Raw genomic sequence first — 19,048 nt, 5'->3', positions numbered from 1 at the left:
CCGAGGGCGAGGGCGAGGGGGAGGACATACGGGCTTTCCGGCTCGGCTGTCGTGGGCGCGGCGCCGGACCACCGCCGACTACACCGGCGGCGTCTACGGTTCCATGCTCGCCGCCTCGGTGGTCGTCGGCGTGGGAACCCTGGGCTCGTTCCCGCGCGTGGAGCTCGTGCTGCTGCTGATGCTCACCAGCGTCGTGTTCTGGATCGCGCATGTGCACGCCCAGTTGTTCGGGGCGCGCATGGCACAGCGGGGCCTGGACCGGCGGGTCGTGCTGGCGGTGTGCCGCGACGAGTGGCCGATCGTCAAGGCCGCGGTTCCGCCGGCCGTCGCCGTGGCCGTCAGCCCGCTGCTCGGGCTAGACCTGCAGGGCGCACTCTGGTTCGCGCTGGCGGTCGCCGTCGCGGGTCAGGTGGGCTGGTCGGCGGCAGCGGCACGGCGGGCCGGGGCCTCGTGGCGCCTGGTCGCCGTCACCGCCTCGGTGAACCTCGTGCTCGGTCTGCTGATCATCTTCTTCAAGCTCTTCGTGACGCACTGACGCGGCGGGTGGTGAGGATTGTGTGGGGGGTACGGGTGGTGCGGGTGGTGCGAGTGGGTGTGCGTGCCGGGCGGTCTATCACCTCTGCGGGGTGAGGCCGTCCGTCCCTCTCGGGGTGGAGGATCGCGGGGAAAGGGCGCGGTCCGCCTGTCCCAGGCCATCCCGGGAGCAGCTCATGCGCTACGAGATCCGCGTCGACGGACAGATGACGGAGGCGCTGACCAGGGCTTTCCCGGAGCTGGACCATGTGGTCATGTCCGGTCAGACGGTCCTGTTCGGACCCGTCGTCGACGAGGCGCACCTGTTCGGGCTGCTGGCCCGCTGCCAGTCGCTGGGGCTGCGGGTCCTGGAGATGCGCCAACTGCCGGAGTGACGTGCCGGAGTGACGGGCGGGTGCCCGTGCCCGGGGCCTGAGCAGGGGCTTGAGGCCGGGACTTGAATCCGGGGCCCGACGTCTCCGGACGGGCGTGAGGAGGAGTCATGAGCGTGTCGCCTGGTTCCGCTGGTTCCGCTGGTTCCGCACCACACCCAGGGCCGGCGGGCCCGGCGGGCGGTGATCCCGCCGAGGCCCTGGGCGTACTCGGGCGCTCCTGGACGTGGATCCTCGGCTCGGCGGTCGCCACGTTCGTGCCGGGCATCCTGATCCTGGTCTGGCCGGACGGGACACTGCACGTCCTTGCGGTCCTCGTCGGCCTGTACCTGCTGGTCACCGGCGTGTTCCGGTTCGTCGCGGCCTTCGCCCGGGAGGAGCACGGCGAACGGCTGCCCGGGCTCCTCCTGGCGGTGCTGTACGTGGTGGCCGGCGTGCTGTGCCTGAGAAACCCGCTCCAGACCATCGCGGCGCTCTCGCTGATCGTCGGCGTCCTCTGGCTGGTGTCCGGCATGCTCACCCTCTACACGGCCCTCGCCACCAAGGACCTGCCCCACCGGGGCGTCGTCCTCGGCGCGGCGGTGTTCGCCATCGTGGCGGGGATCGTGGTGCTGGCGCTGCCCACCGAGTCGGCCCGGGCGCTGACCCGGCTGCTCGGCCTGTGGCTCGTCCTGCTCGGCCTGGCCGAGGCGGCGGTCGCCTTCGCGTGGCGCGCCGCGGTCCGCAGGACGCGACCGGCGGGGCCGATGGGGCCGGAGGGACCGGCGGGTCCGGTAGGGCCGCCGGGGCCAAGGGCTCCCGCCGGGACGGTCTGAGCAGGGATGCTCCGGGCCGGCCCGCGCGCAGTCACTCACCCGTCTCGGGTGAGGCCGCCGGGTTCTTGCCGTGGGCACGCTGAGAACGGCACGCGACGAGAGCCGCATACGGCGGCAGGCGGGATGCCGGGACGCAGGGACAGCGGGGGACGACGGGGGAAGGCGGGCGAAGGCCCGGGACGGAGGAGAGATATGAGTGGGGACACGTACCTCGCGTACGACTATCCGCTGCTGAGCGCCTTCTGGACCATGCTGGTGTTCTTCCTGTGGATCATGTGGTTCGTCCTGCTGTTCCGGGTCGTCCTCGACATTTTCCGCGACGACGACCTCAGCGGCTGGGCCAAGACCGGCTGGCTGGTGTTCTGCATCGTCCTGCCCTTCGTGGGCGTGTTCGTCTACGTGATCGCCCGTGGCAGGAACATGGGGCGCAGGGAGACCGCGCAGGCGCGTGACCAGCAGAAGGCCTTCGACAGCTACATCCGCGAGACCGCCAAGGGCGGCACCCCCTCCAGCAGCGTCGACGAACTGGCCCGGCTCTCCGAGATCCGCGCCCGCGGCGACATCACGGACGAGGAGTTCGCCAAGGCCAAGCAACTGGTCCTGAGCGGCGGCAGCGGCGGCGGTCACTGAGCACACCGAACTAGACCGACCCCGAACGAAACCGAACAGGACTGACCCGAACGAGACCGCCCCCGAACGAACCGAATCGAGGCATCGGGATGACGACACACACCACCGGAACGTCGTCGGTCAAGCGGCACACGGCCCAGCAGCACTGGGCCGGGGGCCTGATGATCTTCGCCGCCGTCACGCTCATGCTCTCCGGAGTGCTCGACATCTTCCGCGGCATCATGGGGATCGCCGAGGACGACATCTTCGTCGCGACCCGCAACTACGTCTTCGAGTTCGACCTCACCGGCTGGGGCTGGATCCACCTCGCCCTCGGCGCGGTCGCCGTGATCGTCAGCCTGGGACTGTTCCAGTCGGCGATGTGGGCGCGGGTCGCGGGCGTGGCCATCGCCGGGCTGATCGTCATCGCCAACTTCCTCTCGCTGCCGCAGTACCCGGTCTGGTCCGTCGTGATGATCGCCTTCTCCGCGTTCGTCATCTGGGCGCTGTGCGTGGTGAAGCCGGACCGGGCCGAAGACCGCTGACCGATCGGATCGCCGCTGACCGATCGCCGATGACAGGGATGACAGACAGAAAGGCGTTGGACCATGTGCCGTTGGCTCGCCTACTCGGGCACCCCCGTGCTGCTCGAAACGATTCTCTACCGGCCGGAGCACTCGCTGATCGACCAGAGCCTGCACTCCAAGATGGGCGTCGAGACGACCAACGGTGACGGCTTCGGCGTCGGCTGGTACGGGCCGGGCACGGATACTCCCGCGGTCGTCCGGGAGATCGGCCCGGCCTGGAGCAACCGCAATCTGCGGGAGATCGCCGGACACGTCCGCTCACCGCTGTTCTTCGCCCACATCCGGGCCTCGACCGGTACGGCGGTTCAGCAGACCAACTCCCACCCGTTCCGGCACGGCCGCTGGATGTGGATGCACAACGGCGCCATCACCGACTTCCACCTGATCCGCCGGGACCTCGCCCTCGCCGTCGACCCGGAACTCTTCCCCGACATCGAGGGGTCGACGGACTCCGAGACGATGTTCTTCCTGGCGCTCACCCTGGGCCTGGAGGAGGATCCGCCGGGCGCCGTCGCACGGATGGCGGGCCTGGTGGAACGTACCGGTCACAGCCACGGGGTGGAGTTCCCGCTCCAGATGACGATCGCCGTGACCGACGGGGAACGGCTGTGGGCCTTCCGCTACTCCAGCCAGGGCACGTCACGCTCGCTCTTCTACAGCACCCAAGTGGAGACGCTCCGGTCGCTCCACCCCGACATGGAGTTCCTCCGCGAGGTCTCCGACGAGACCCGCCTCATCGTCTCCGAGCCCCTGGGCGACCTGCCCGGCGCCTGGAACAGGGTCCCCGAGAGCACCTACGGCGTGGTCCAGCCCGGAGTGGACGAAATCGTCCACTTCGCCCCGCAGGCCGCGTAGGACGAGGACTACGCACGCCTGAATGCATGCGCAGGACGAGCTCAGTGCACGGAGAACCCGCCGTCGACGAAGATCGCCTGCCCGGTGACGTAGCCGGAGCCGCGTCCGGCCAGGAACACGGCGGCTCCGGCGAAGTCCTCGGCGAGGCCGTTACGCCCGACCATCGTGCGCGCGGCCAGCGCCGCCACCCGCTCCGGGTCGGACGACAGGCGGGCGTTGAGCGGCGTCATGACGAAGCCGGGCACCAGCGTGTTGCAGGTGACGCCGTACGGCGACCACGCCTCGGCCTGTGAGCGGGCCAGCGACTCCAGCGCCCCCTTGGAGACCCCGTAGGCGCCGCTCTGGACGAACGCCCGGTGCGCCTGCTGGGAGCTGATGTGGATGATCCGTCCGAAGCCCCGCTCGGCCATGCCGGGTCCGAACCGCCGGCCCAGCAGGTAGGGCGCCTCCAGGTTCACCGCCATCGTGGCGTCCCACACCTCCTCGTCCAGTTCGCCCATCGGCGGCCGCAGGTTGATCCCGGCGCTGTTGACGAGGATGTCGGGCTCGCCGAACGCCTCGACCGCCCGCTCCGCCGCCGCGCGCACCCCGTCGCGGGTGCTCAGGTCGCCGCTCACCCAGGCCGCGCGGCAGCCGTCCGCCGCCAGTTCGTCGACCGTGGCGGACAGCTCAGCCTCCTTGCGCGCCACGACGACCACGCTCGCCCCCGCCCGCGCGAGAGCCCCGGCGACGGCCCGTCCGATACCGGAACTGCCACCTGTCACGACGGCGACCCGTCCGTCCAGCGAGAACAGTTCGGAGAGGTAGCCGCGCGAAGTGCCGTCACGTGTCATGTCCGCACCCTAGAGGGCGGGGTCTTGTCCAGCGAACTGTTCCGATATATCGTTGACGCATCGCGACTGATCAACGATGGAATGCCGGAACGGAGTGATGACCATGCACAACCACGGATTCGACGGTGGACACCGGCGGCGCGGCGACGGACGGCGCGCGGCTTTCGGGCCCTTCGGCCCGGGTGGTCCGGGGTTCGGTCCCGGCGGCCCCGGCGGTCCCGGCCCGTGGGGCGGGCGAGGGCGTGGCGGACCCAGGGGGAGGGCGCGGCGCGGTGATGTACGGGCCTCGATCCTGGCCCTGCTGAAGGACCGGCCCATGCACGGCTACGAGATGATCCAGGAGATCGCTGAGCGCAGCGGCGGGGCGTGGAAGCCCAGTCCGGGTTCGGTGTACCCGACCCTCCAGCTCCTGGAGGACGAGGGGCTGATCATCAGCGCGAGCGAAGGCGGTAAGAAGCTGTTCTCGCTCACCGACGAGGGCCGCGCGGCGTCCGAGGAGGGCCCGGAGGCTCCCTGGGAGGAGGCCGGACGCGGGGTCGACTGGGAGGCTCTCGGTGAGATCCGCCAGGCCGGCTTCGGTCTGATGGAGGCCTTCGGGCAGGTCTGGAAGACCGGCAGCAAGGAGCAGCGTCAGAAGGCCCTCACGGTCATCAACGACGCCCGCAAGAAGCTGTACCTGATCCTCGCCGACGAGGACTGACGGTCGAGGGCGTCCGTGCCGGAGGCCCGGGGTGCCGTCGCCGCGAATGTGACACTTCCTGCCGGGAGTGTCACATTCGCGGAACTGGGACCCCGTCGCCCGCCGATCCGCCGACGGCGTCAGGTCAGGACACCAGGCCGCCCAGCTTGCGCAGCGACTCGTTCAGCGCGGCCGTCCCCGAGTCCTTCAGCCTGCCCGCCATCAGCGACACGGCCGCGCCCGTGAACTCGCCGTCGATGCGGACCGTCGTGGCGTCGCCGTCGGGGGTGAGGGTGTAGCGCGTGGCGACGGACACCGCCATCGGACCCTTCCCGCGGATGACCAGCACCCGGGCCGGTTCCAGTTCGGAGACCGTCCACTCGACCTCGGCCGGGAAGCCCATCAGCTTCATGTTCTCCGCGAACGTGGCGCCCACCTCGAGGGTCTCGGGGCCGCCCTGGGGGAAGTTGGTGTGGGTCGCGTTCCACTCCCCGTACGCCGGCCAGTCGGTGAGCTGGGTCCACACCTTCTCGGTCGGCGCCTCGATACGCGCCTCCGCGCTGACTTCGGCCATACGACCACCTCTTCGTGTCGGGCAACTCGGGCAACTCGGGCTGCGGTGTCGCGGAACGTAGCCCGCGGGCCTCGAACATTCAATACTGACGAACCGTCAGGAAGTGTGGAGGTCGCCCCGCGCTCATCCCACCCGGCGTATCACCGCCGCGTCGAACACGTCCCACGCGCGCGGGAACGGCCCCTCGTCATGGCAGTGCCACGCCTGCCAGAACAGATCGGCGGGCAGCGCGTCCGCCGGGGCGTACACCCGGTAGACGTACTGTCGGCCGTCGACACCCCCCAGGGCCACCAGCCAGCACCCGTTCTCCATGTCCGTGGGGGACGTGCCGACGGAGCTCGGCGGTTGCGTGAGGGGCGTGCGGCAAGGCGGCGCGCGCCCTTGCGGGGGAATCGGCCTGATCTCATCCGTAGGGAGGAGATTCCGGGGGCCGTGGTCCACTCTGCGTGGGACGCGAAGATGCTTCCCGCCGGGGATGACGGCACCCGGACGGGGGTGATGGGGTGGGCATGTGCAACACCGTATGCCCCGGCAGTCGCCCCGCGATCAGGCGGCGCAGGCCACGCACGACGATCCCCGGCTCGGCGCCGAGCCCACGGCGGCGCTCGCCGCCGCCCGCCGACGCGCCGTCCGGGACGGAGACCGGCAGATCGACACCGCCCACCTGCTGCACTCGCTCCTGGAACACGACCCCGAGGTCCGCGCGGCCTTCGACGGCGGACCGCAGCTCGCCCGGCTGCTCGGCTACCTCGTCCAACGCAGCATCGGCTACGGCCTGCGCTGGCAGAGCGGCGTCGAGGACTCCGGAGCGCTGCCCGTCGTGACCGTCGTCGAGGGTCTCTCTCCGCTGGCCGCGGCCGCGCTGGAGCAGGCGTGCGCGCGGGCCGCCCGGCGCGACGGCGCGCCGGCCCACGGCATCGACCTGCTCACGGCGATCGTCGCGGACCCGCAGGCACGGGCCGTCGAGGTCCTGACCCACGCCGGCATCGACGTGCACGGACTGCGTGCCCGCATCGAGGACGGTCCGGAGGGCAGTCTGGAGGGCGATCTCGAGGAGTACGTCGGGGGCGGCGAAACCGCCTCCTGAGCCGTCCTCCCGTGCCCCGCCGCGCCCGTCTAGCCGATGAGACAGGTGTCAACGGGGATGACGCTCATGTCATCGCCTGTCATCATGTGCCGGTGCATACGTCTGTGAGCAGTCAGGGCAACCGCGCGAAGGGCATCGGGCTCGGTCTGGCGGTCGGGTCGGCCATCGCCTTCGGCGGATCCGGGGTCGCGGCCAAGCCGTTGATCGAGGCGGGCCTCGACCCGCTGCACGTGGTGTGGCTGCGGGTGACCGGCGCGGCCCTCGTCATGCTGCCGCTCGCGGTGCGCCATCGCGCGCTGCTGCGCACCCGGCCCGCGCTGCTCGCCGGGTTCGGTCTGCTCGGCGTGGCCGGCGTGCAGGCGTTCTACTTCGCCTCGATATCCCGCATCCCCGTCGGCGTCGCACTGCTCGTCGAGTACCTCGCGCCCGCCCTCGTGCTGGGCTGGGTGCGGTTCGTGCAGGGGCGGCCGGTGACGCGTGCCGCCGCGCTCGGCGTGGTCCTCGCGGTGGGCGGGCTGGCCTGTGTCGTCGAGGCCTGGTCGGGGCTGAGCTTCGACGCCGTCGGACTGCTGCTCGCGCTGGCCGCCGCCTGCTGCCAGGTCGGCTACTTCGTCCTGTCCGACCAGGGCAGCGACTCCGGCGACGACGTCCCCGATCCGCTCGGCGTGATCGCGTACGGCCTTCTCGTGGGTTCCGTCGTGCTGACCGTCGTCGCCCGCCCGTGGGGCATGGACTGGTCCCTGCTCGCGCACACCGCCGGCATGAACGGCACCGAGGTGCCCGCCTGGCTGCTGCTCGCCTGGATCGTGCTGATCGCGACGGTCGTCGCGTACGTCACCGGCGTGGTGTCAGTGCGCCGGCTCTCGCCGCAGGTGGCGGGCGTGGTCGCCTGTCTGGAGGCGGTCATCGCGACCGTCCTCGCCTGGGTGCTCCTCGGTGAGCATCTCTCGGCGCCGCAGATCATCGGCGGGGCGGTGGTGCTGCTCGGCGCGTTCATCGCGCAGTCGTCCGCTCCCGCCAAGGGCTCCCCGGAGCCGGTGGCCGCCGGCGGCCCCGAACGGGAGTTGTCGACCCGCGGTACGGCCGCCTAGGGTGACGATCATGCCTTCGGACGCACTCGTTCTTCCGCCTCCGGCCGCCTGAGGCGGGCCCTCCGGTGAAGTACGCCCGGCACACGCTGCCGGGCGCAACGGTGCTGCCTGCAGAAGAAGCGGTGAGCGCGGCGGTGCTGGCCGTCGCCCTCCTCGACGAACACCTCACGACGACGACCCTCACCGGCACGCTGCTCATGCTGGCCTCGGTCACCGGCCTGGCCCTCGCGGAGGCCCGGGGCGGCCCGACGCCGGTCTGACGGGGAGCGGCGGTCCGCCTGCCCCACCCTCCGTCGTCAAGCCCGACGTCGCTTTGAACTTGGCCCGTACGGCGGTCGCTCGGCGTCCTCGTGAGGCGCGTCCCACGGGTGGATGAGCATCACAACACCGCAAGGTAGCCGGGGAGTTCGGTGCCGGGCGCGAGGTCGGCCTCCGGGACCGGCGGGCCGTAGCCCTTGCGCAGGGGGAGCACGCCGGCCCAGTGGGGGAGGGCGAGATCCTCCGGTTCGTCGTTGACCCCGCCCGTGCGGGTCTTGGCCGAGACCTCGTTCAGGTCGAGGCGGATCACCGCGGTCGCCGCCAGTTCCTTCCTGTTGGCGGGCCGCGAGTCGGCGGCCCGCCCCGGGACGACGTGGTCGACGAGGGCGTCGAGCGCGGCGAGCTTCTCCCGCGGGTCCGTCACGTCGTGGGCGACGCCGTGCACCACGACCGAGCGGTAGTTGATCGAGTGGTGGAACGCCGAGCGGGCCAGGACCAGACCGTCGACATGCGTCACCGTCAGACACACCGCTAGCCCCGGATCCGCCCGTCCCGTCATCCGCAGCGGGCGCGAGCCCGTCGAACCGTGCACGTAGAGCGTCTCGCCGGCCCGGGCGTACAGCGTCGGCAGCACGACCGGCGCGCCGTCCCGGACGAAGCCGAGGTGGCAGACGTAGCCCTCGTCGAGTATCGCGTGCACCAGATCCCTGTCGTAGGAGGCCTTCTGCGCGGACCGGGTGGGGATCGTGCGGTCGGTCGGGGTGTAGGCGGCGGCCCGTGGCGTCGTCTCCGGGGTCCCCTGCATGGCGTTCTCCATTGCACTAGTGCATACTGTGGTTTGTGCTAGGAGAGTATCCGATCCAAGGTCGGCGCGCAGCAGACATTTCCGCGAGCATCGAGGCGGCGGTGGGTGCGGGCGAGCTGAAGCCGGGGCAACTGCTGCCTCCCATGCGGGAGTTGGCGACCGCGCTGGAGGTGAACCCGAACACCGTCGCGGCCGCCTACCGCACCCTGCGGGAGCGCGGGGTGATCGAGACCGACGGCCGCCGGGGCAGCCGGGTGCGGGCGAAACCGGCCACGACCGGGCGCGAGTTCATCCAGGTGGAGGTGCCGGAGGGCGTGCGGGACGCGGCCGCCGGCAACCCGGACACGGCGCTGCTGCCACCGCTGGCGCCGGCGTTCGCCTGGGCCGCCGCGCAGGGCGACCGGGAGCCCGTCCTGTACGGGCACGAGCCGGTGGAACCCGAACTGGCGCGTCTGGCCCGGGCCGAACTGGACGCGGACGGCGTGCCGGCCGGGCCGGTGGCCGTCGCGTCCGGGTCCCTGGACGCGATCGAGCGCGTCCTCGCCGCCCATCTGAGGCCGGGCGACACCGTCGCCGTCGAGGACCCGGGGTGGGGCTCCCTGCTCGACCTCGTGCCGGCCCTGGGGCTGCGCACGGTGCCGGTCGGCCTCGACGACGAGGGACCGCTGCCCGAGGACGTACGCCGCGCCCTGGAGGCCGGGGCGCGCGCCCTGATCGTCACCGACCGGGCGCAGAACCCGACCGGCGCGGCGGTGAGCGCCCCGCGCGCGCGTGCCCTGCGCGCCGTGCTGCGGGCACACCCGCACACCCTGCTCGTCGAGGACGACCACGGGCACCGGATCGTCGACCTCCCCCTGCATCCCCTCGCGGGCGTCACCCGGCACTGGGCCTTCGTGCGCTCGGCCGCCAAGGCGTACGGGCCCGACCTGCGGTTCGCCGTCCTCACCGGGGACGACCTCACCCTCGACCGGGTCCGCGGGCGGCAGCGGCTCGGGCCCGGCTGGGTCAGCCGGATCACCCAGCGGGCGGTGCTGCGGCTGATGGCCGACGGGGCGGTGGACGCGCGGGCGGTGGCGGAGGCGTACGGCGGGCGGCGGGACGCGCTGATCGCCGCGCTGGCCGGGCGGGGGGTCGAGGCGCGCGGGCGCAGCGGGATGAACGTGTGGGTTCCCGTGCCGGACGAGACGGGGGCCGTCGCCCGACTGCTGCACGGGGGGTGGGCGGTCGCGCCCGGGGCGCGGTTCCGCATCGGGTCGCCGCCCGGGATCCGGATCACCGTGTCGACGTTGGCGGAGGGCGAGATCGAGGCGTTGGCCGATGTGGTCGCCTCGGCGGTGGGGCCGTCACCGATGCGGAACTACGTCTAGCGCCGTGGGGGCGTGGCCAGTTCGCGGGTGCGCGTGCGGGCGCGAACCGGCCGGGTGGCTCTACGCGCCGCCCAGCTTGCGGAAGTCCCAGGACACGATCTTCTCCGGCGTCAGGCGCGCCCACGCGTGCCGTCCGTCGTGCGGCATCGCGTCCAGGCCGAAGTTCTTGCGCGCGAACAGGGTTTCCACGGCGTCGAGTTCGGCGCACAGCTCCCCGGTGCGCGGGATCTCGCCCACGAACTCCACGGCGCCGGACAGCTCCACGCCCCGCAGCGCGTCGTACTCCTCGCCCGTGTCGATGACGATCGCGACCCGGGGATCGCGGCGCAGATCCGTCCAGCGCTTGCTGCGCACGACCGAGTACAGCCACAGCGCGGTGCCGTCCCAGAGGAACCACAGGGCGCTGACGTGCGGGGCGCCGTCGGTGGACACGGTCGCGACCCGGCAGGTGCGCTGGACGGTGAGGAACGCGTCCAGCTCGCCCGGCGTCATCATGATCTTCCGGCCCCGACGCTGTGTGACAGTCATGCGGCCCCCCATTCCTTGTCCTGCTTCTTGTTCCTGCGTTGGAATTTGACGCTGCGTCAGAAAAGGATGTGTGTTCTTCCTTCTCCACGCAACGGTGACTAGTCTCGCCCGCCCACAGTGACTTCAGGAGGAGCCGTGCCCTCGTACGAAGCGCTCAGCGAGCTCCTCGATCCCGCGCGCACCGTCCTGCTCACGGTGGAGTGCCAGCAGGGAGTCGTCGGACCGGACGCCGCCCTGCCCGAACTCGCCCGCGAGGCACGGGAGTCGGGCGTCCTCGCACGGGTCGCCCGGCTGGTGGACGCCGCGCACGAGAGCGGGATCCAGGTGATCCACGCCGTCGCCGAACGCCGCCCCGACGGCCGGGGCGCGAGCCGCAACGCCCGCCTGTTCCGCGCCGCCGAACGGCTGCCCGTCCAGCAGCTCACCGGCTCCGCCGCCGTCCGCGTCGCGCCCCCGATCGTTGTCACCGAGGACGACCTCGTCGTACGGCGGCTGCACGGACTGTCCCCGATCCAGGGCACCGACGTGGACTCCCTGCTGCGCAACCTGGGCTGCCGCACGCTCGTCGTCGCCGGGGTCTCGGCCAACGTGGCGATCCCCAACACCGTCTTCGACGCCGTCAACCGCGGCTACACCGCCGTCGTGCCGTCGGACGCCATCGCGGGAGTGCCTGCCGACTACACCCCCGCGATGATCCGCCACACCCTCGCATTGGTCGCTACGGTCGCGACCACGGACGAGGTGCTGGCCTGCCTCCGACGAACCGGCCGAGCTGGCTGAACAGCCCGAACGAACCGGGCGTCAGGCCAGGGTGATCGAGTCGCCGCTGACGGCGATCTTCACCTCGGGCAGCGGCTTCTGTGCGGGACCGCTCTTCACGCTGCCGTCCGTGATCGAGAAGTTGCTGTTGTGACACGGGCAGTTGATCACCCCGTCGGCGATCGACTTCACCGCGCAGCCCTGGTGGGTGCACACGGCGGAGAACGCCTTGTACGTGCCCGCCGTCGGCTGGGTGACGACCACCTTCTCGGAATCGAAGACCTTGCCGCCGCCCTCGGGTATGTCGGCCGTCTTGGCGAGCGCGGCGCCGGCCGCGGCGTCCCCGCCGCCCGTGCCACCGGTGCTCGCCGCCTCCGTGCTGCCGGTGGAACCGGTGGAACCCGACGTGCCGGCCGACGACGACGAACTCGACGCGTCGTCGTCGGATCCTCCGCACGCGGTCAGCGCGACGGAGAGCCCCGCGGCTCCGGCGGCTGCCACGACGGTACGGCGGGCGGGCCCCGATGAGGACTGGAACGATGCGCTGGTCATGCTGGGGGTTCCCTTCGAGGGGGGTCGCGTGGAATCTGCCGAGAGGTACGAGCCGCGGGCACCGCTTGTTCAGCGCCCCGCCCGGTCCGGACAGTCTCGAGATACTGACCCGTCCGAGATGAGCGCGGCGTAAGCAAGAGCTGTCACGGAGCTGTCGGCCGCGCGTCCTCCCAGGCCCAGTAACCTGGGGCGATGCTCAAGGAAGTCACCGCGACCCGCTATGTCACGCCCCTGCGTGAGGGCGGTTCCCTGCCGGGACTCGTCGAGGCCGACGACCTCGGTCTGTACGTCCTGAAGTTCACCGGCGCCGGACAGGGCCGCAAGACGCTCGTCGCGGAGGTCGTCTGCGGCGAGCTCGCCCGTAGGCTCGGCTTCCGGGTGCCCCGTCTGGTCACCGTCGAGCTGGACGTCCTGCTCGGCCTCGGCGAACCCGACCAGCAGGTGCAGGGGCTGCTGAAGTCCAGCGGCGGCACCAATCTCGGCATGGACTTCCTCTCCGGAGCCCTCGGCTTCGACCCGCTCGCCTTCCCGGTGAGCCCCGAGGAGGCCGGCCGGATCGTCTGGTTCGACGCGCTGGTGAACAACGTCGACCGGTCCTGGCGCAACCCCAACCTCCTGGTGCACCGCGGGGAGTTGTGGCTCATCGATCACGGCGCCACCATGATCTGGCAGCACAACTGGCCCACCGCCGAGACCTCCGCGGCCCGCCCCTACGACGCCGGCGACCACGCCCTCGCCCCCTTCGGCCCGGACGTCGTGGCCGCGGCGGCGGAACTGGCTCCGCTGGTCACCGCCGACCTCCTCGCCGAGGTCACCGCCGAGATCCCCGACGTCTGGCTGGCGGACGAGCCCGGCTTCGACACCCCGGACGCGCTCCGGCGCGCCTACGCGGCACCCCTCCTCGCGCGCGCCGCCGTCATCCACGACCGCATCAAGGGGACCGAGTGAACGAGCGCCACATCATCAGGCCGGGCCAGGGCGGCGACCGGGACGTCTTCGAGTACGCCCTGCTGCGCGTCGTACCGCGGATCGAGCGCGGCGAGTGCATCAACGCGGGGGTGCTGGTGTACTGCCGCGGCCAGGACTACGTCGGCGCCCGCACCCACCTCGACGAGGCCAGGCTGCTCGCGCTGGACCCGGCGGCGGACGTGGCCGGCGTACGGGCCGCCCTGCGGGCGGTCGAGGGCGTGTGCGCGGGCGGCGCGTCGGCCGGGCAGGCGGCCCGCGACGCCGCCGGACGCCGCTTCCGCTGGCTGATCGCGCCCCGCTCGACGGTCGTCCAGCCCGGCCCGGTGCACACGGGGCTGACCGCCGATCCGGCCGCCGAGACGGAGCGGCTGCTCGAACTGCTGGTGCGGTGATGGGTCACACCGTGCCCGTGTGGCGTTGACACCGGGTGCCAGGGCTTCTAGCGTCACGTCTGTCGAAGGTACTAAGCGGTCGCTCACCAGCCGGGCGCATCCAGCGTCCGGCACCCGGGCGCGACAGTCTTTCTCAAGGGCGAGGAGAACCAGCAATGTCCACCACTGAGCAGCGGGTCGCCGTGGTCACGGGCGCGGCGCGCGGCATCGGAGCCGCCACCGCCGTACGCCTGGCCGCGGAGGGCCGCGCGGTCGCGGTCATCGACCTCGACGAGGCCGCCTGCAAGGACACCGTCGAGAAGATCACCGCGGCGGGCGGCAAGGCCGTCGCGATCGGCGCCGACGTCTCCGACGAGGCCCAGGTCGAGGCGGCGATCGCCCGCGTCGTCGCGGAGCTCGGCGCGCCGACGATCCTCGTCAACAACGCGGGCGTGCTCCGCGACAACCTGCTGTTCAAGATGAGCGCCTCGGACTGGGACATGGTCCTGAACGTGCACCTGCGCGGCTCGTTCCTGATGACCAAGGCCGTCCAGAAGCACATGGTCGACGCCGGCTTCGGCCGCGTCGTCAACCTGTCGTCCTCCTCGGCGCTCGGCAACCGCGGCCAGGCCAACTACTCCGCCGCGAAGGCCGGTCTGCAGGGCTTCACCAAGACCCTCGCCATCGAGCTCGGCAAGTTCGGCATCACCGCGAACGCCGTCGCCCCCGGCTTCATCGCCACCGACATGACGGCCGCGACCGCCGCCCGGGTCGGCATGGGCTTCGAGGAGTTCAAGGCCGCGGCCGCCACCCAGATCCCCGTCGCGCGCGTCGGCGAGCCCGACGACATCGCCAACGCGATCGCCTTCTTCACGAACGAGGCCGCCGGCTTCGTCTCCGGCCAGGTGCTGTACGTGGCCGGCGGACCGCTCGACTGACGGCGACCAGGGACCACAGGGACCATCAGGCATCACTGAGGATCACGAACATGACTGAACTGCCCGCACTCTCCGGCAAGGTCGCCCTCGTCACGGGCGCCAGCCGCGGCATCGGCCACGGCGTCGCCGAGGCCCTCGTCGCCCGTGGCGACCGGGTCTGCATCACCGGCCGCAACGAGGACGCCCTCAAGGAGGCCGTCGAGCAGCTCGGCGCCGACCGGGTCATCGGCGTCGCCGGCAAGGCGCACGACGTGGCGCACCAGGCCGCCGCCGTCGAGCGCACCATGGAGGCCTTCGGCCGCGTCGACTTCCTGGTCAACAACGCCGGCACGAACCCGGTGTTCGGGCCGATCGCCGACCTCGACCTGGAGGTGGCCCGCAAGGTCTTCGAGACCAACGTGATCTCCGCGCTCGGCTTCGCGCAGAAGACCTGGCACGCCTGGCAGAAGGACAACGGCGGCGCGATCGTCAACATCGCCTCCGTCGCGGGCCTCACGGCCTCGCCCTTCATCGGCGCGTACGGCATCAGCAAGGCCGCGATGATCAACCTGACCCAGCAACTGGCGCACGAGTTCGCGCCGCGCGTGCGGGTCAACGCGATCGCCCCGGCCGTGGTGAAGACGAAGTTCGCCGAGGCCCTGTACGAGGGCCGCGAGGCGGAGGCGGCCGCCGCCTACCCGCTGGCCCGGCTCGGCGTGCCCTCCGACATCGGCGGCACCGCCGCGTTCCTCACCTCGGAGCAGTCGGACTGGATCACCGGCCAGACCCTCGTCGTCGACGGCGGCATCTTCCTCAACGCCGGCGTGGCCTGAAACCGGTCCGGGCCGCGCCTGCCCCGGCACTGACAGTGACATGGGTGCCGTTTCCTTGACGGAAACGGCACCCGTGTCGTCATGAACACGTCGCTCACAGTGATGACAACGTCGTCATGCCGAGAGTGATCAGGAACGCGCCACAGGCACCGGTTCACGCCGCCGGGCGCTGCGGTATGGTCGGCCGACCCTTGGCATGGCAGATCGAGGAGCGTGCACGTGTTCAACCGGAACCGATCCTTGCAGCAGATGGCTGCGATCGTGTCCATATCCCTGGTGGCCGGGTGCAGCCTCCTGGGGGAGGAGAGCTCCGACGACGCGGGGCCGATCGTCGTGGGCACCACCAGTGCTCCCAGCACGCTGGACCCTGCCGCCGCCTGGGACGGCTCATGGGAGCTGTTCCGCAACGTCTACCAGACGCTGGTGAGTTACCCCACCGGCGCGTCGGCGCCCCAGCCGGACGCCGCCACCTGTGTGTTCACGGACAGCTCGAACCGCGTCTACAAGTGCGAACTGCGCGACGGCCTGAAGTTCTCCAACGGCGACAAGCTGGACGCCAAGGCCGTCAAGTACTCGATCGACCGGGTCAGGACGATCAACGCGTCCACCGGTCCCAACGGCCTGCTGGGCAGCCTGGACAGCGTCGAGGCCAACGGCGATCGCGAGGTGCTTTTCCGGCTGAACAAGGCCGACGCCACCTTCCCGTTCGTGCTCGCCACCCCCGGCATGTCCATCGTCGACCCCGACGACTACCCCGCGAAGTCCCTGCGCAAGGGCGACGGCATCGTCGGCTCCGGACCGTACCGGCTGGAGTCCTACGAAGAGGGCAAGCAGTCCGTGCTGCTGCGCAACGACAAGTACAAGGGCTTCGCCGAGCCCAAGAACCACGCGGTGACCATCCGCTACTTCCAGGACTCCGGCGAGATGGTCAAGGCCCTGCACGCCAAGGACATCGACATCACCTACCAGGGGCTCGCCGCCGACGACATCGTCGACCTGGAGGGCAAGGGCGACGCCAACGAGGGCCTGCAGCTCATCGAGGTCGCCGGCAGCAACATCAACTACCTGGTGTTCAACCCCAAGGACCCGCTGTCCAACAAGCTGCCCGTGCGCCGGGCCGTCGCCCAGGTCATCGACCGGGCCGCGATCGCCCACAAGGTCTACAAGGACACCGTCGACCCGCTCTACTCGATGGTCCCGAGCGGCCTGACCGGCCACACCACCGGCTTCTTCGACTCCTTCGGCGAGCCCGACACCGGCAAGGCCCGCAGCATCCTCGACGACGCCGGCATCAGTACGCCCGTCCCGCTCACCCTCTGGTACACCAGCGACCGCTACGGCTCCGACACCGGCCTCGAGTTCAACGAGATCAAGAGCCAGCTCGACGCCTCGGGCCTGTTCTCCGTCACCCTGAAGAGCCGCCCGTGGAACACCTACGTGGTCGGCTACCAGAAGGGCGAGTACCCGGTGTTCGGGCGCGGCTGGGCCCCGGACTTCCCGGACGCCGACAACTTCATCGCCCCCTTCGTCGGCGAGCAGAACGCGCTCGGCACGCCCTACCCGGCGAAGGAGATCACCCAGGTGCTGCTGCCGCGCTCCCGCCAGGAGAGCGACCGCGCCAACGTGGCGAAGGACTTCGAGCAGGCGCAGCAGATCCTCGTCGACGACGCCCGGCTGCTGCCGCTGTGGCAGGGCAAGCAGTACATCGCCGCGAGCGAGGACATCTCGGGCGGGGAGCGTGCGATGGACCCGTCGACGATCATGATGGTGTGGGAGCTGTCCCGCAAGACCAGCTGGTGAGCGGTCGGCCGCGTCGGTTGTCAGTGGTCGCCTGTAGGTTCTGTGGTGAGCAAGTGACCGCACAACGGAGGACGTTGACGTGACCGACATCGCCATGCTGCCCGAGTCCTGGCGCGGGGTTCTGGGCGACGAGCTGCAGCAGCCCTACTTCAAGGAGCTGACGGAGTTCGTCGAGGAGGAGCGGGCGAGGGGCCCTGTCTACCCTCCGCGCGAGGAGGTGTTCGCCGCGCTCGACGCGACGCCGTACGACCAGGTGAAGGTGCTCGTCCTCGGCCAGGACCCCTACCACGGCGAGGGCCAGGGGCACGGCCTGTGCTTCTCGGTGCGGCCCGGGGTGAAGATCCCGCCGTCCCTGCGGAACATCTACAAGGAGATGCACGAGGAGCTGGGCACGCCGATCCCGGACAACGGCTACCTGATGCCGTGGGCGCGGCAGGGCGTCCTGCTGCTCAACGCGGTCCTCACGGTCCGCTCCGGGGAGGCGAACTCGCACAAGGGCAAGGGCTGGGAGAAGTTCACGGACGCCGTGATCCGCGCAGTGGCCGACCGGCCCGACCCGGCCGTGTTCGTCCTGTGGGGCAACTACGCGCAGAAGAAGCTCCCGCTCATCGACGAGAGCCGGCACATCGTGGTCAAGGAGGCGCACCCCTCCCCGCTGTCGGCGAAGAAGTTCTTCGGCTCCCGTCCGTTCACGCAGATCGACGCGGCGGTCGCGCAGCAGGGCCACCAGCCGATCGACTGGACGATCCCGAACCTGGTCTGAGACCACGCGAACCTGGTCCGAGACAACTGGACCACTGGGCCGCTGCCGCCGGGCCGGTTCCTCCGGGGGCCGGTGCGGTGCCGCCTGACCGGGATTGCCGGTGGCTGCCGTTAGCGTCGTCCCGAGGACGCGGCGTCGTCCCGGGACGCAAGGAGGACGCGGTGGCGGAGCGACAGGGGCAGACGACACCGGACGCCCTGCTCACGCGGATCGGGCAGGTCGTGATGCTGCACCACGGGGGAGACCGCGAGGAGGCCCGGCACCGCCTCCTCGACCTGTGGACGGAGCTCGGCGAGGACGGCGACCCGCTGCACCGCTGCACCCTCGCCCACTACCTGGCCGACACCCACGACGACCCCACGGACGAGCTGGCGTGGGACCTGCGCGCGCTGACGGCGGCGAAGGAGCACGAGGGGTCGGTCGAGGTACGGGCGCTCTATCCGTCGCTGCACCTCAACCTGGCGGCGGACTACGTGAAACTCGGCCGCGCCGAAGCCGCCCGCACCCACGTGCGCCGGGCCCGCACAGCGGCCGTGGCCCTGCGCGACGACAGCTACGGGGACGGGGTACGGGCGGCGATCAGCCGGATGGAACTGCGGCTGGGGGAGGGGGCGGCGGAGTGGGGGTAGTCGCGAGACCACGGGGCCGACCGGCCGCCGACGCTCACCGCCCATAGGCCTGCTCGCAGATCACCGCTTCCGGGCTGTCCCCCTGCCAGCCGCCGTACTTCCTGCCGAGCGCGCACACGTCGGTGTTCCTGCGCACCTCCTCCTCCACGTCCGGGATCTCCACACGCGGCAGGGCGTGCCGCCGCGGCTCGGAGTGGGTCGGCCGGGCGTACGGACGGGAACGCGACGAGGGCGGCGGTTCGGCCGGAACCGCCACCGTCCGCCGCCGCTGCACCGGCGCCGTCGGCTGCGGCTTCGGGGCCGCCCCGACCATCTCCAGCGCCTCCCGGGCCGGCGCCTGCACGACCTGCGTCGCGACCGGCCCGTCAGGCCGCGGCACAGGCGGCTGCACCGGTGCCACAGCCGGCCCGGGCGCGGGCGGACGCTGAACGGTCACACACCCGGAGAGGGCCGAGAGGGCCA

At 71.4% G+C, this 19,048-nt stretch carries 26 protein-coding genes; 19 read left to right on the top strand and 7 right to left on the bottom strand.

The genetic code is table 11. The annotated features are described in order from the left end of the window. Positions 1-103: 103 nt before the first annotated feature. From OG352_RS05880 to OG352_RS05855, 6 genes are all read left to right on the top strand, one after another. The gene (locus tag OG352_RS05880; protein ID WP_443072165.1) at positions 104-535 is read left to right on the top strand and encodes a hypothetical protein; all 432 of its coding nucleotides are present in this window, start codon (positions 104-106) and stop codon (positions 533-535) included. 175 nt (positions 536-710) lie between these two features. Next, positions 711-908 (top strand): hypothetical protein, encoded by a 198-nt coding sequence (locus OG352_RS05875; protein ID WP_329215054.1) that lies wholly within the window; start codon positions 711-713, stop codon positions 906-908. A gap of 107 nt (positions 909-1,015) precedes the next feature. Then, a complete protein-coding gene (locus OG352_RS05870) occupies positions 1,016-1,720 on the top strand; it encodes an HdeD family acid-resistance protein (protein ID WP_329215052.1) in 705 nt (234 codons plus the stop codon). A 192-nt stretch (positions 1,721-1,912) separates the two neighbouring features. Continuing rightward, entirely contained in the window at positions 1,913-2,350 is a 438-nt protein-coding gene (locus tag OG352_RS05865) for an SHOCT domain-containing protein (RefSeq protein WP_329215050.1), read from the top strand. A gap of 89 nt (positions 2,351-2,439) precedes the next feature. After that, positions 2,440-2,874 (top strand): DUF7144 family membrane protein, encoded by a 435-nt coding sequence (locus OG352_RS05860; protein ID WP_329215048.1) that lies wholly within the window; start codon positions 2,440-2,442, stop codon positions 2,872-2,874. A 63-nt stretch (positions 2,875-2,937) separates the two neighbouring features. Next, positions 2,938-3,771 (top strand): class II glutamine amidotransferase, encoded by an 834-nt coding sequence (locus OG352_RS05855; RefSeq protein ID WP_329215045.1) that lies wholly within the window; start codon positions 2,938-2,940, stop codon positions 3,769-3,771. Positions 3,772-3,812: 41 nt separating this feature from the next. Here the strand turns inward: OG352_RS05855 and OG352_RS05850 are convergent, their stop codons facing one another. Beyond that, on the bottom strand, positions 3,813-4,604 hold the full coding sequence (locus OG352_RS05850) for an SDR family NAD(P)-dependent oxidoreductase (protein ID WP_329215043.1): 792 nt from the start codon (positions 4,602-4,604) through the stop codon (positions 3,813-3,815). Between the two features lie 103 nt (positions 4,605-4,707). Here OG352_RS05850 and OG352_RS05845 point away from each other — a divergent pair, with 103 nt between their 5' ends. Continuing rightward, positions 4,708-5,304, top strand: coding sequence for a PadR family transcriptional regulator (locus OG352_RS05845; protein ID WP_329215041.1), 597 nt, complete (start codon positions 4,708-4,710; stop codon positions 5,302-5,304). 124 nt (positions 5,305-5,428) lie between these two features. On the opposite strand, the gene OG352_RS05840 is transcribed toward OG352_RS05845, so the two are convergent. After that, positions 5,429-5,857 (bottom strand): type II toxin-antitoxin system Rv0910 family toxin, encoded by a 429-nt coding sequence (locus tag OG352_RS05840; protein ID WP_329215040.1) that lies wholly within the window; start codon positions 5,855-5,857, stop codon positions 5,429-5,431. Positions 5,858-5,980: 123 nt separating this feature from the next. Continuing rightward, positions 5,981-6,169 (bottom strand): hypothetical protein, encoded by a 189-nt coding sequence (locus OG352_RS05835; protein ID WP_329215038.1) that lies wholly within the window; start codon positions 6,167-6,169, stop codon positions 5,981-5,983. A 211-nt stretch (positions 6,170-6,380) separates the two neighbouring features. On the opposite strand from OG352_RS05835, the gene OG352_RS05830 reads away from it, so the two are divergent. The 3 genes from OG352_RS05830 (at position 6,381) to OG352_RS05820 (ending at position 8,295) form a co-directional block, all read left to right on the top strand. Then, positions 6,381-6,944 carry a Clp protease N-terminal domain-containing protein gene (locus OG352_RS05830; RefSeq protein ID WP_329215036.1) on the top strand — a complete coding sequence of 188 codons (564 nt, stop codon included), beginning with the start codon at positions 6,381-6,383 and terminating at the stop codon, positions 6,942-6,944. A gap of 86 nt (positions 6,945-7,030) precedes the next feature. Then, positions 7,031-8,035, top strand: coding sequence for an EamA family transporter (locus OG352_RS05825; RefSeq protein WP_329215034.1), 1,005 nt, complete (start codon positions 7,031-7,033; stop codon positions 8,033-8,035). Between the two features lie 65 nt (positions 8,036-8,100). Then, a complete protein-coding gene (locus OG352_RS05820) occupies positions 8,101-8,295 on the top strand; it encodes a hypothetical protein (RefSeq protein WP_329215032.1) in 195 nt (64 codons plus the stop codon). A gap of 119 nt (positions 8,296-8,414) precedes the next feature. Here the strand turns inward: OG352_RS05820 and OG352_RS05815 are convergent, their stop codons facing one another. Continuing rightward, on the bottom strand, positions 8,415-9,098 hold the full coding sequence (locus OG352_RS05815) for a pyridoxamine 5'-phosphate oxidase family protein (RefSeq protein WP_329215030.1): 684 nt from the start codon (positions 9,096-9,098) through the stop codon (positions 8,415-8,417). A 35-nt stretch (positions 9,099-9,133) separates the two neighbouring features. On the opposite strand from OG352_RS05815, the gene OG352_RS05810 reads away from it, so the two are divergent. Then, on the top strand, positions 9,134-10,465 hold the full coding sequence (locus tag OG352_RS05810; protein ID WP_329215028.1) for an aminotransferase class I/II-fold pyridoxal phosphate-dependent enzyme: 1,332 nt from the start codon (positions 9,134-9,136) through the stop codon (positions 10,463-10,465). 60 nt (positions 10,466-10,525) lie between these two features. Here OG352_RS05810 and OG352_RS05805 read toward each other — a convergent pair whose 3' ends face one another. Beyond that, complete coding sequence (locus OG352_RS05805; protein ID WP_329215026.1) at positions 10,526-10,993, bottom strand: pyridoxamine 5'-phosphate oxidase family protein; 468 nt, start codon at positions 10,991-10,993, stop codon at positions 10,526-10,528. Between the two features lie 135 nt (positions 10,994-11,128). On the opposite strand from OG352_RS05805, the gene OG352_RS05800 reads away from it, so the two are divergent. Beyond that, entirely contained in the window at positions 11,129-11,773 is a 645-nt protein-coding gene (locus OG352_RS05800; protein WP_329215024.1) for a cysteine hydrolase, read from the top strand. 21 nt (positions 11,774-11,794) lie between these two features. Here the strand turns inward: OG352_RS05800 and OG352_RS05795 are convergent, their stop codons facing one another. Beyond that, positions 11,795-12,304, bottom strand: coding sequence for a Rieske (2Fe-2S) protein (locus OG352_RS05795; RefSeq protein ID WP_329215022.1), 510 nt, complete (start codon positions 12,302-12,304; stop codon positions 11,795-11,797). Positions 12,305-12,496: 192 nt separating this feature from the next. Here OG352_RS05795 and OG352_RS05790 point away from each other — a divergent pair, with 192 nt between their 5' ends. The 7 genes from OG352_RS05790 (at position 12,497) to OG352_RS05760 (ending at position 18,586) form a co-directional block, all read left to right on the top strand. Continuing rightward, positions 12,497-13,252, top strand: coding sequence for a HipA family kinase (locus OG352_RS05790; protein WP_329215020.1), 756 nt, complete (start codon positions 12,497-12,499; stop codon positions 13,250-13,252). Beyond that, positions 13,249-13,665 (top strand): DUF3037 domain-containing protein, encoded by a 417-nt coding sequence (locus OG352_RS05785; protein ID WP_329215018.1) that lies wholly within the window; start codon positions 13,249-13,251, stop codon positions 13,663-13,665. The genes OG352_RS05790 and OG352_RS05785 overlap by 4 nt, the downstream gene beginning before the upstream one ends. A 155-nt stretch (positions 13,666-13,820) precedes the next feature. Then, on the top strand, positions 13,821-14,582 hold the full coding sequence (fabG, locus tag OG352_RS05780) for a 3-oxoacyl-ACP reductase FabG (RefSeq protein WP_329215017.1): 762 nt from the start codon (positions 13,821-13,823) through the stop codon (positions 14,580-14,582). Positions 14,583-14,632: 50 nt separating this feature from the next. Then, on the top strand, positions 14,633-15,394 hold the full coding sequence (locus tag OG352_RS05775; RefSeq protein ID WP_329215015.1) for an SDR family oxidoreductase: 762 nt from the start codon (positions 14,633-14,635) through the stop codon (positions 15,392-15,394). A gap of 249 nt (positions 15,395-15,643) precedes the next feature. Further along, positions 15,644-17,194 (top strand): ABC transporter substrate-binding protein, encoded by a 1,551-nt coding sequence (locus tag OG352_RS05770; protein WP_329215013.1) that lies wholly within the window; start codon positions 15,644-15,646, stop codon positions 17,192-17,194. A gap of 79 nt (positions 17,195-17,273) precedes the next feature. Next, positions 17,274-17,957: a uracil-DNA glycosylase gene (ung, locus tag OG352_RS05765; RefSeq protein ID WP_329215011.1), complete on the top strand. Its 684-nt coding sequence runs from the start codon at positions 17,274-17,276 to the stop codon at positions 17,955-17,957. A gap of 161 nt (positions 17,958-18,118) precedes the next feature. After that, positions 18,119-18,586, top strand: a complete 468-nt coding sequence (locus OG352_RS05760; protein ID WP_329215009.1) for a hypothetical protein — start codon at positions 18,119-18,121, stop codon at positions 18,584-18,586. A 34-nt stretch (positions 18,587-18,620) separates the two neighbouring features. On the opposite strand, the gene OG352_RS05755 is transcribed toward OG352_RS05760, so the two are convergent. Then, the gene (locus OG352_RS05755; RefSeq protein ID WP_329215007.1) at positions 18,621-18,965 is read right to left on the bottom strand and encodes a hypothetical protein; all 345 of its coding nucleotides are present in this window, start codon (positions 18,963-18,965) and stop codon (positions 18,621-18,623) included. Positions 18,966-19,048: the final 83 nt, after the last annotated feature.

Source organism: Streptomyces sp. NBC_01485 (assembly GCF_036227125.1).
GTDB lineage: Bacteria > Actinomycetota > Actinomycetes > Streptomycetales > Streptomycetaceae > Streptomyces.
This window is presented reverse-complemented; position numbering and strand designations above follow the sequence as displayed.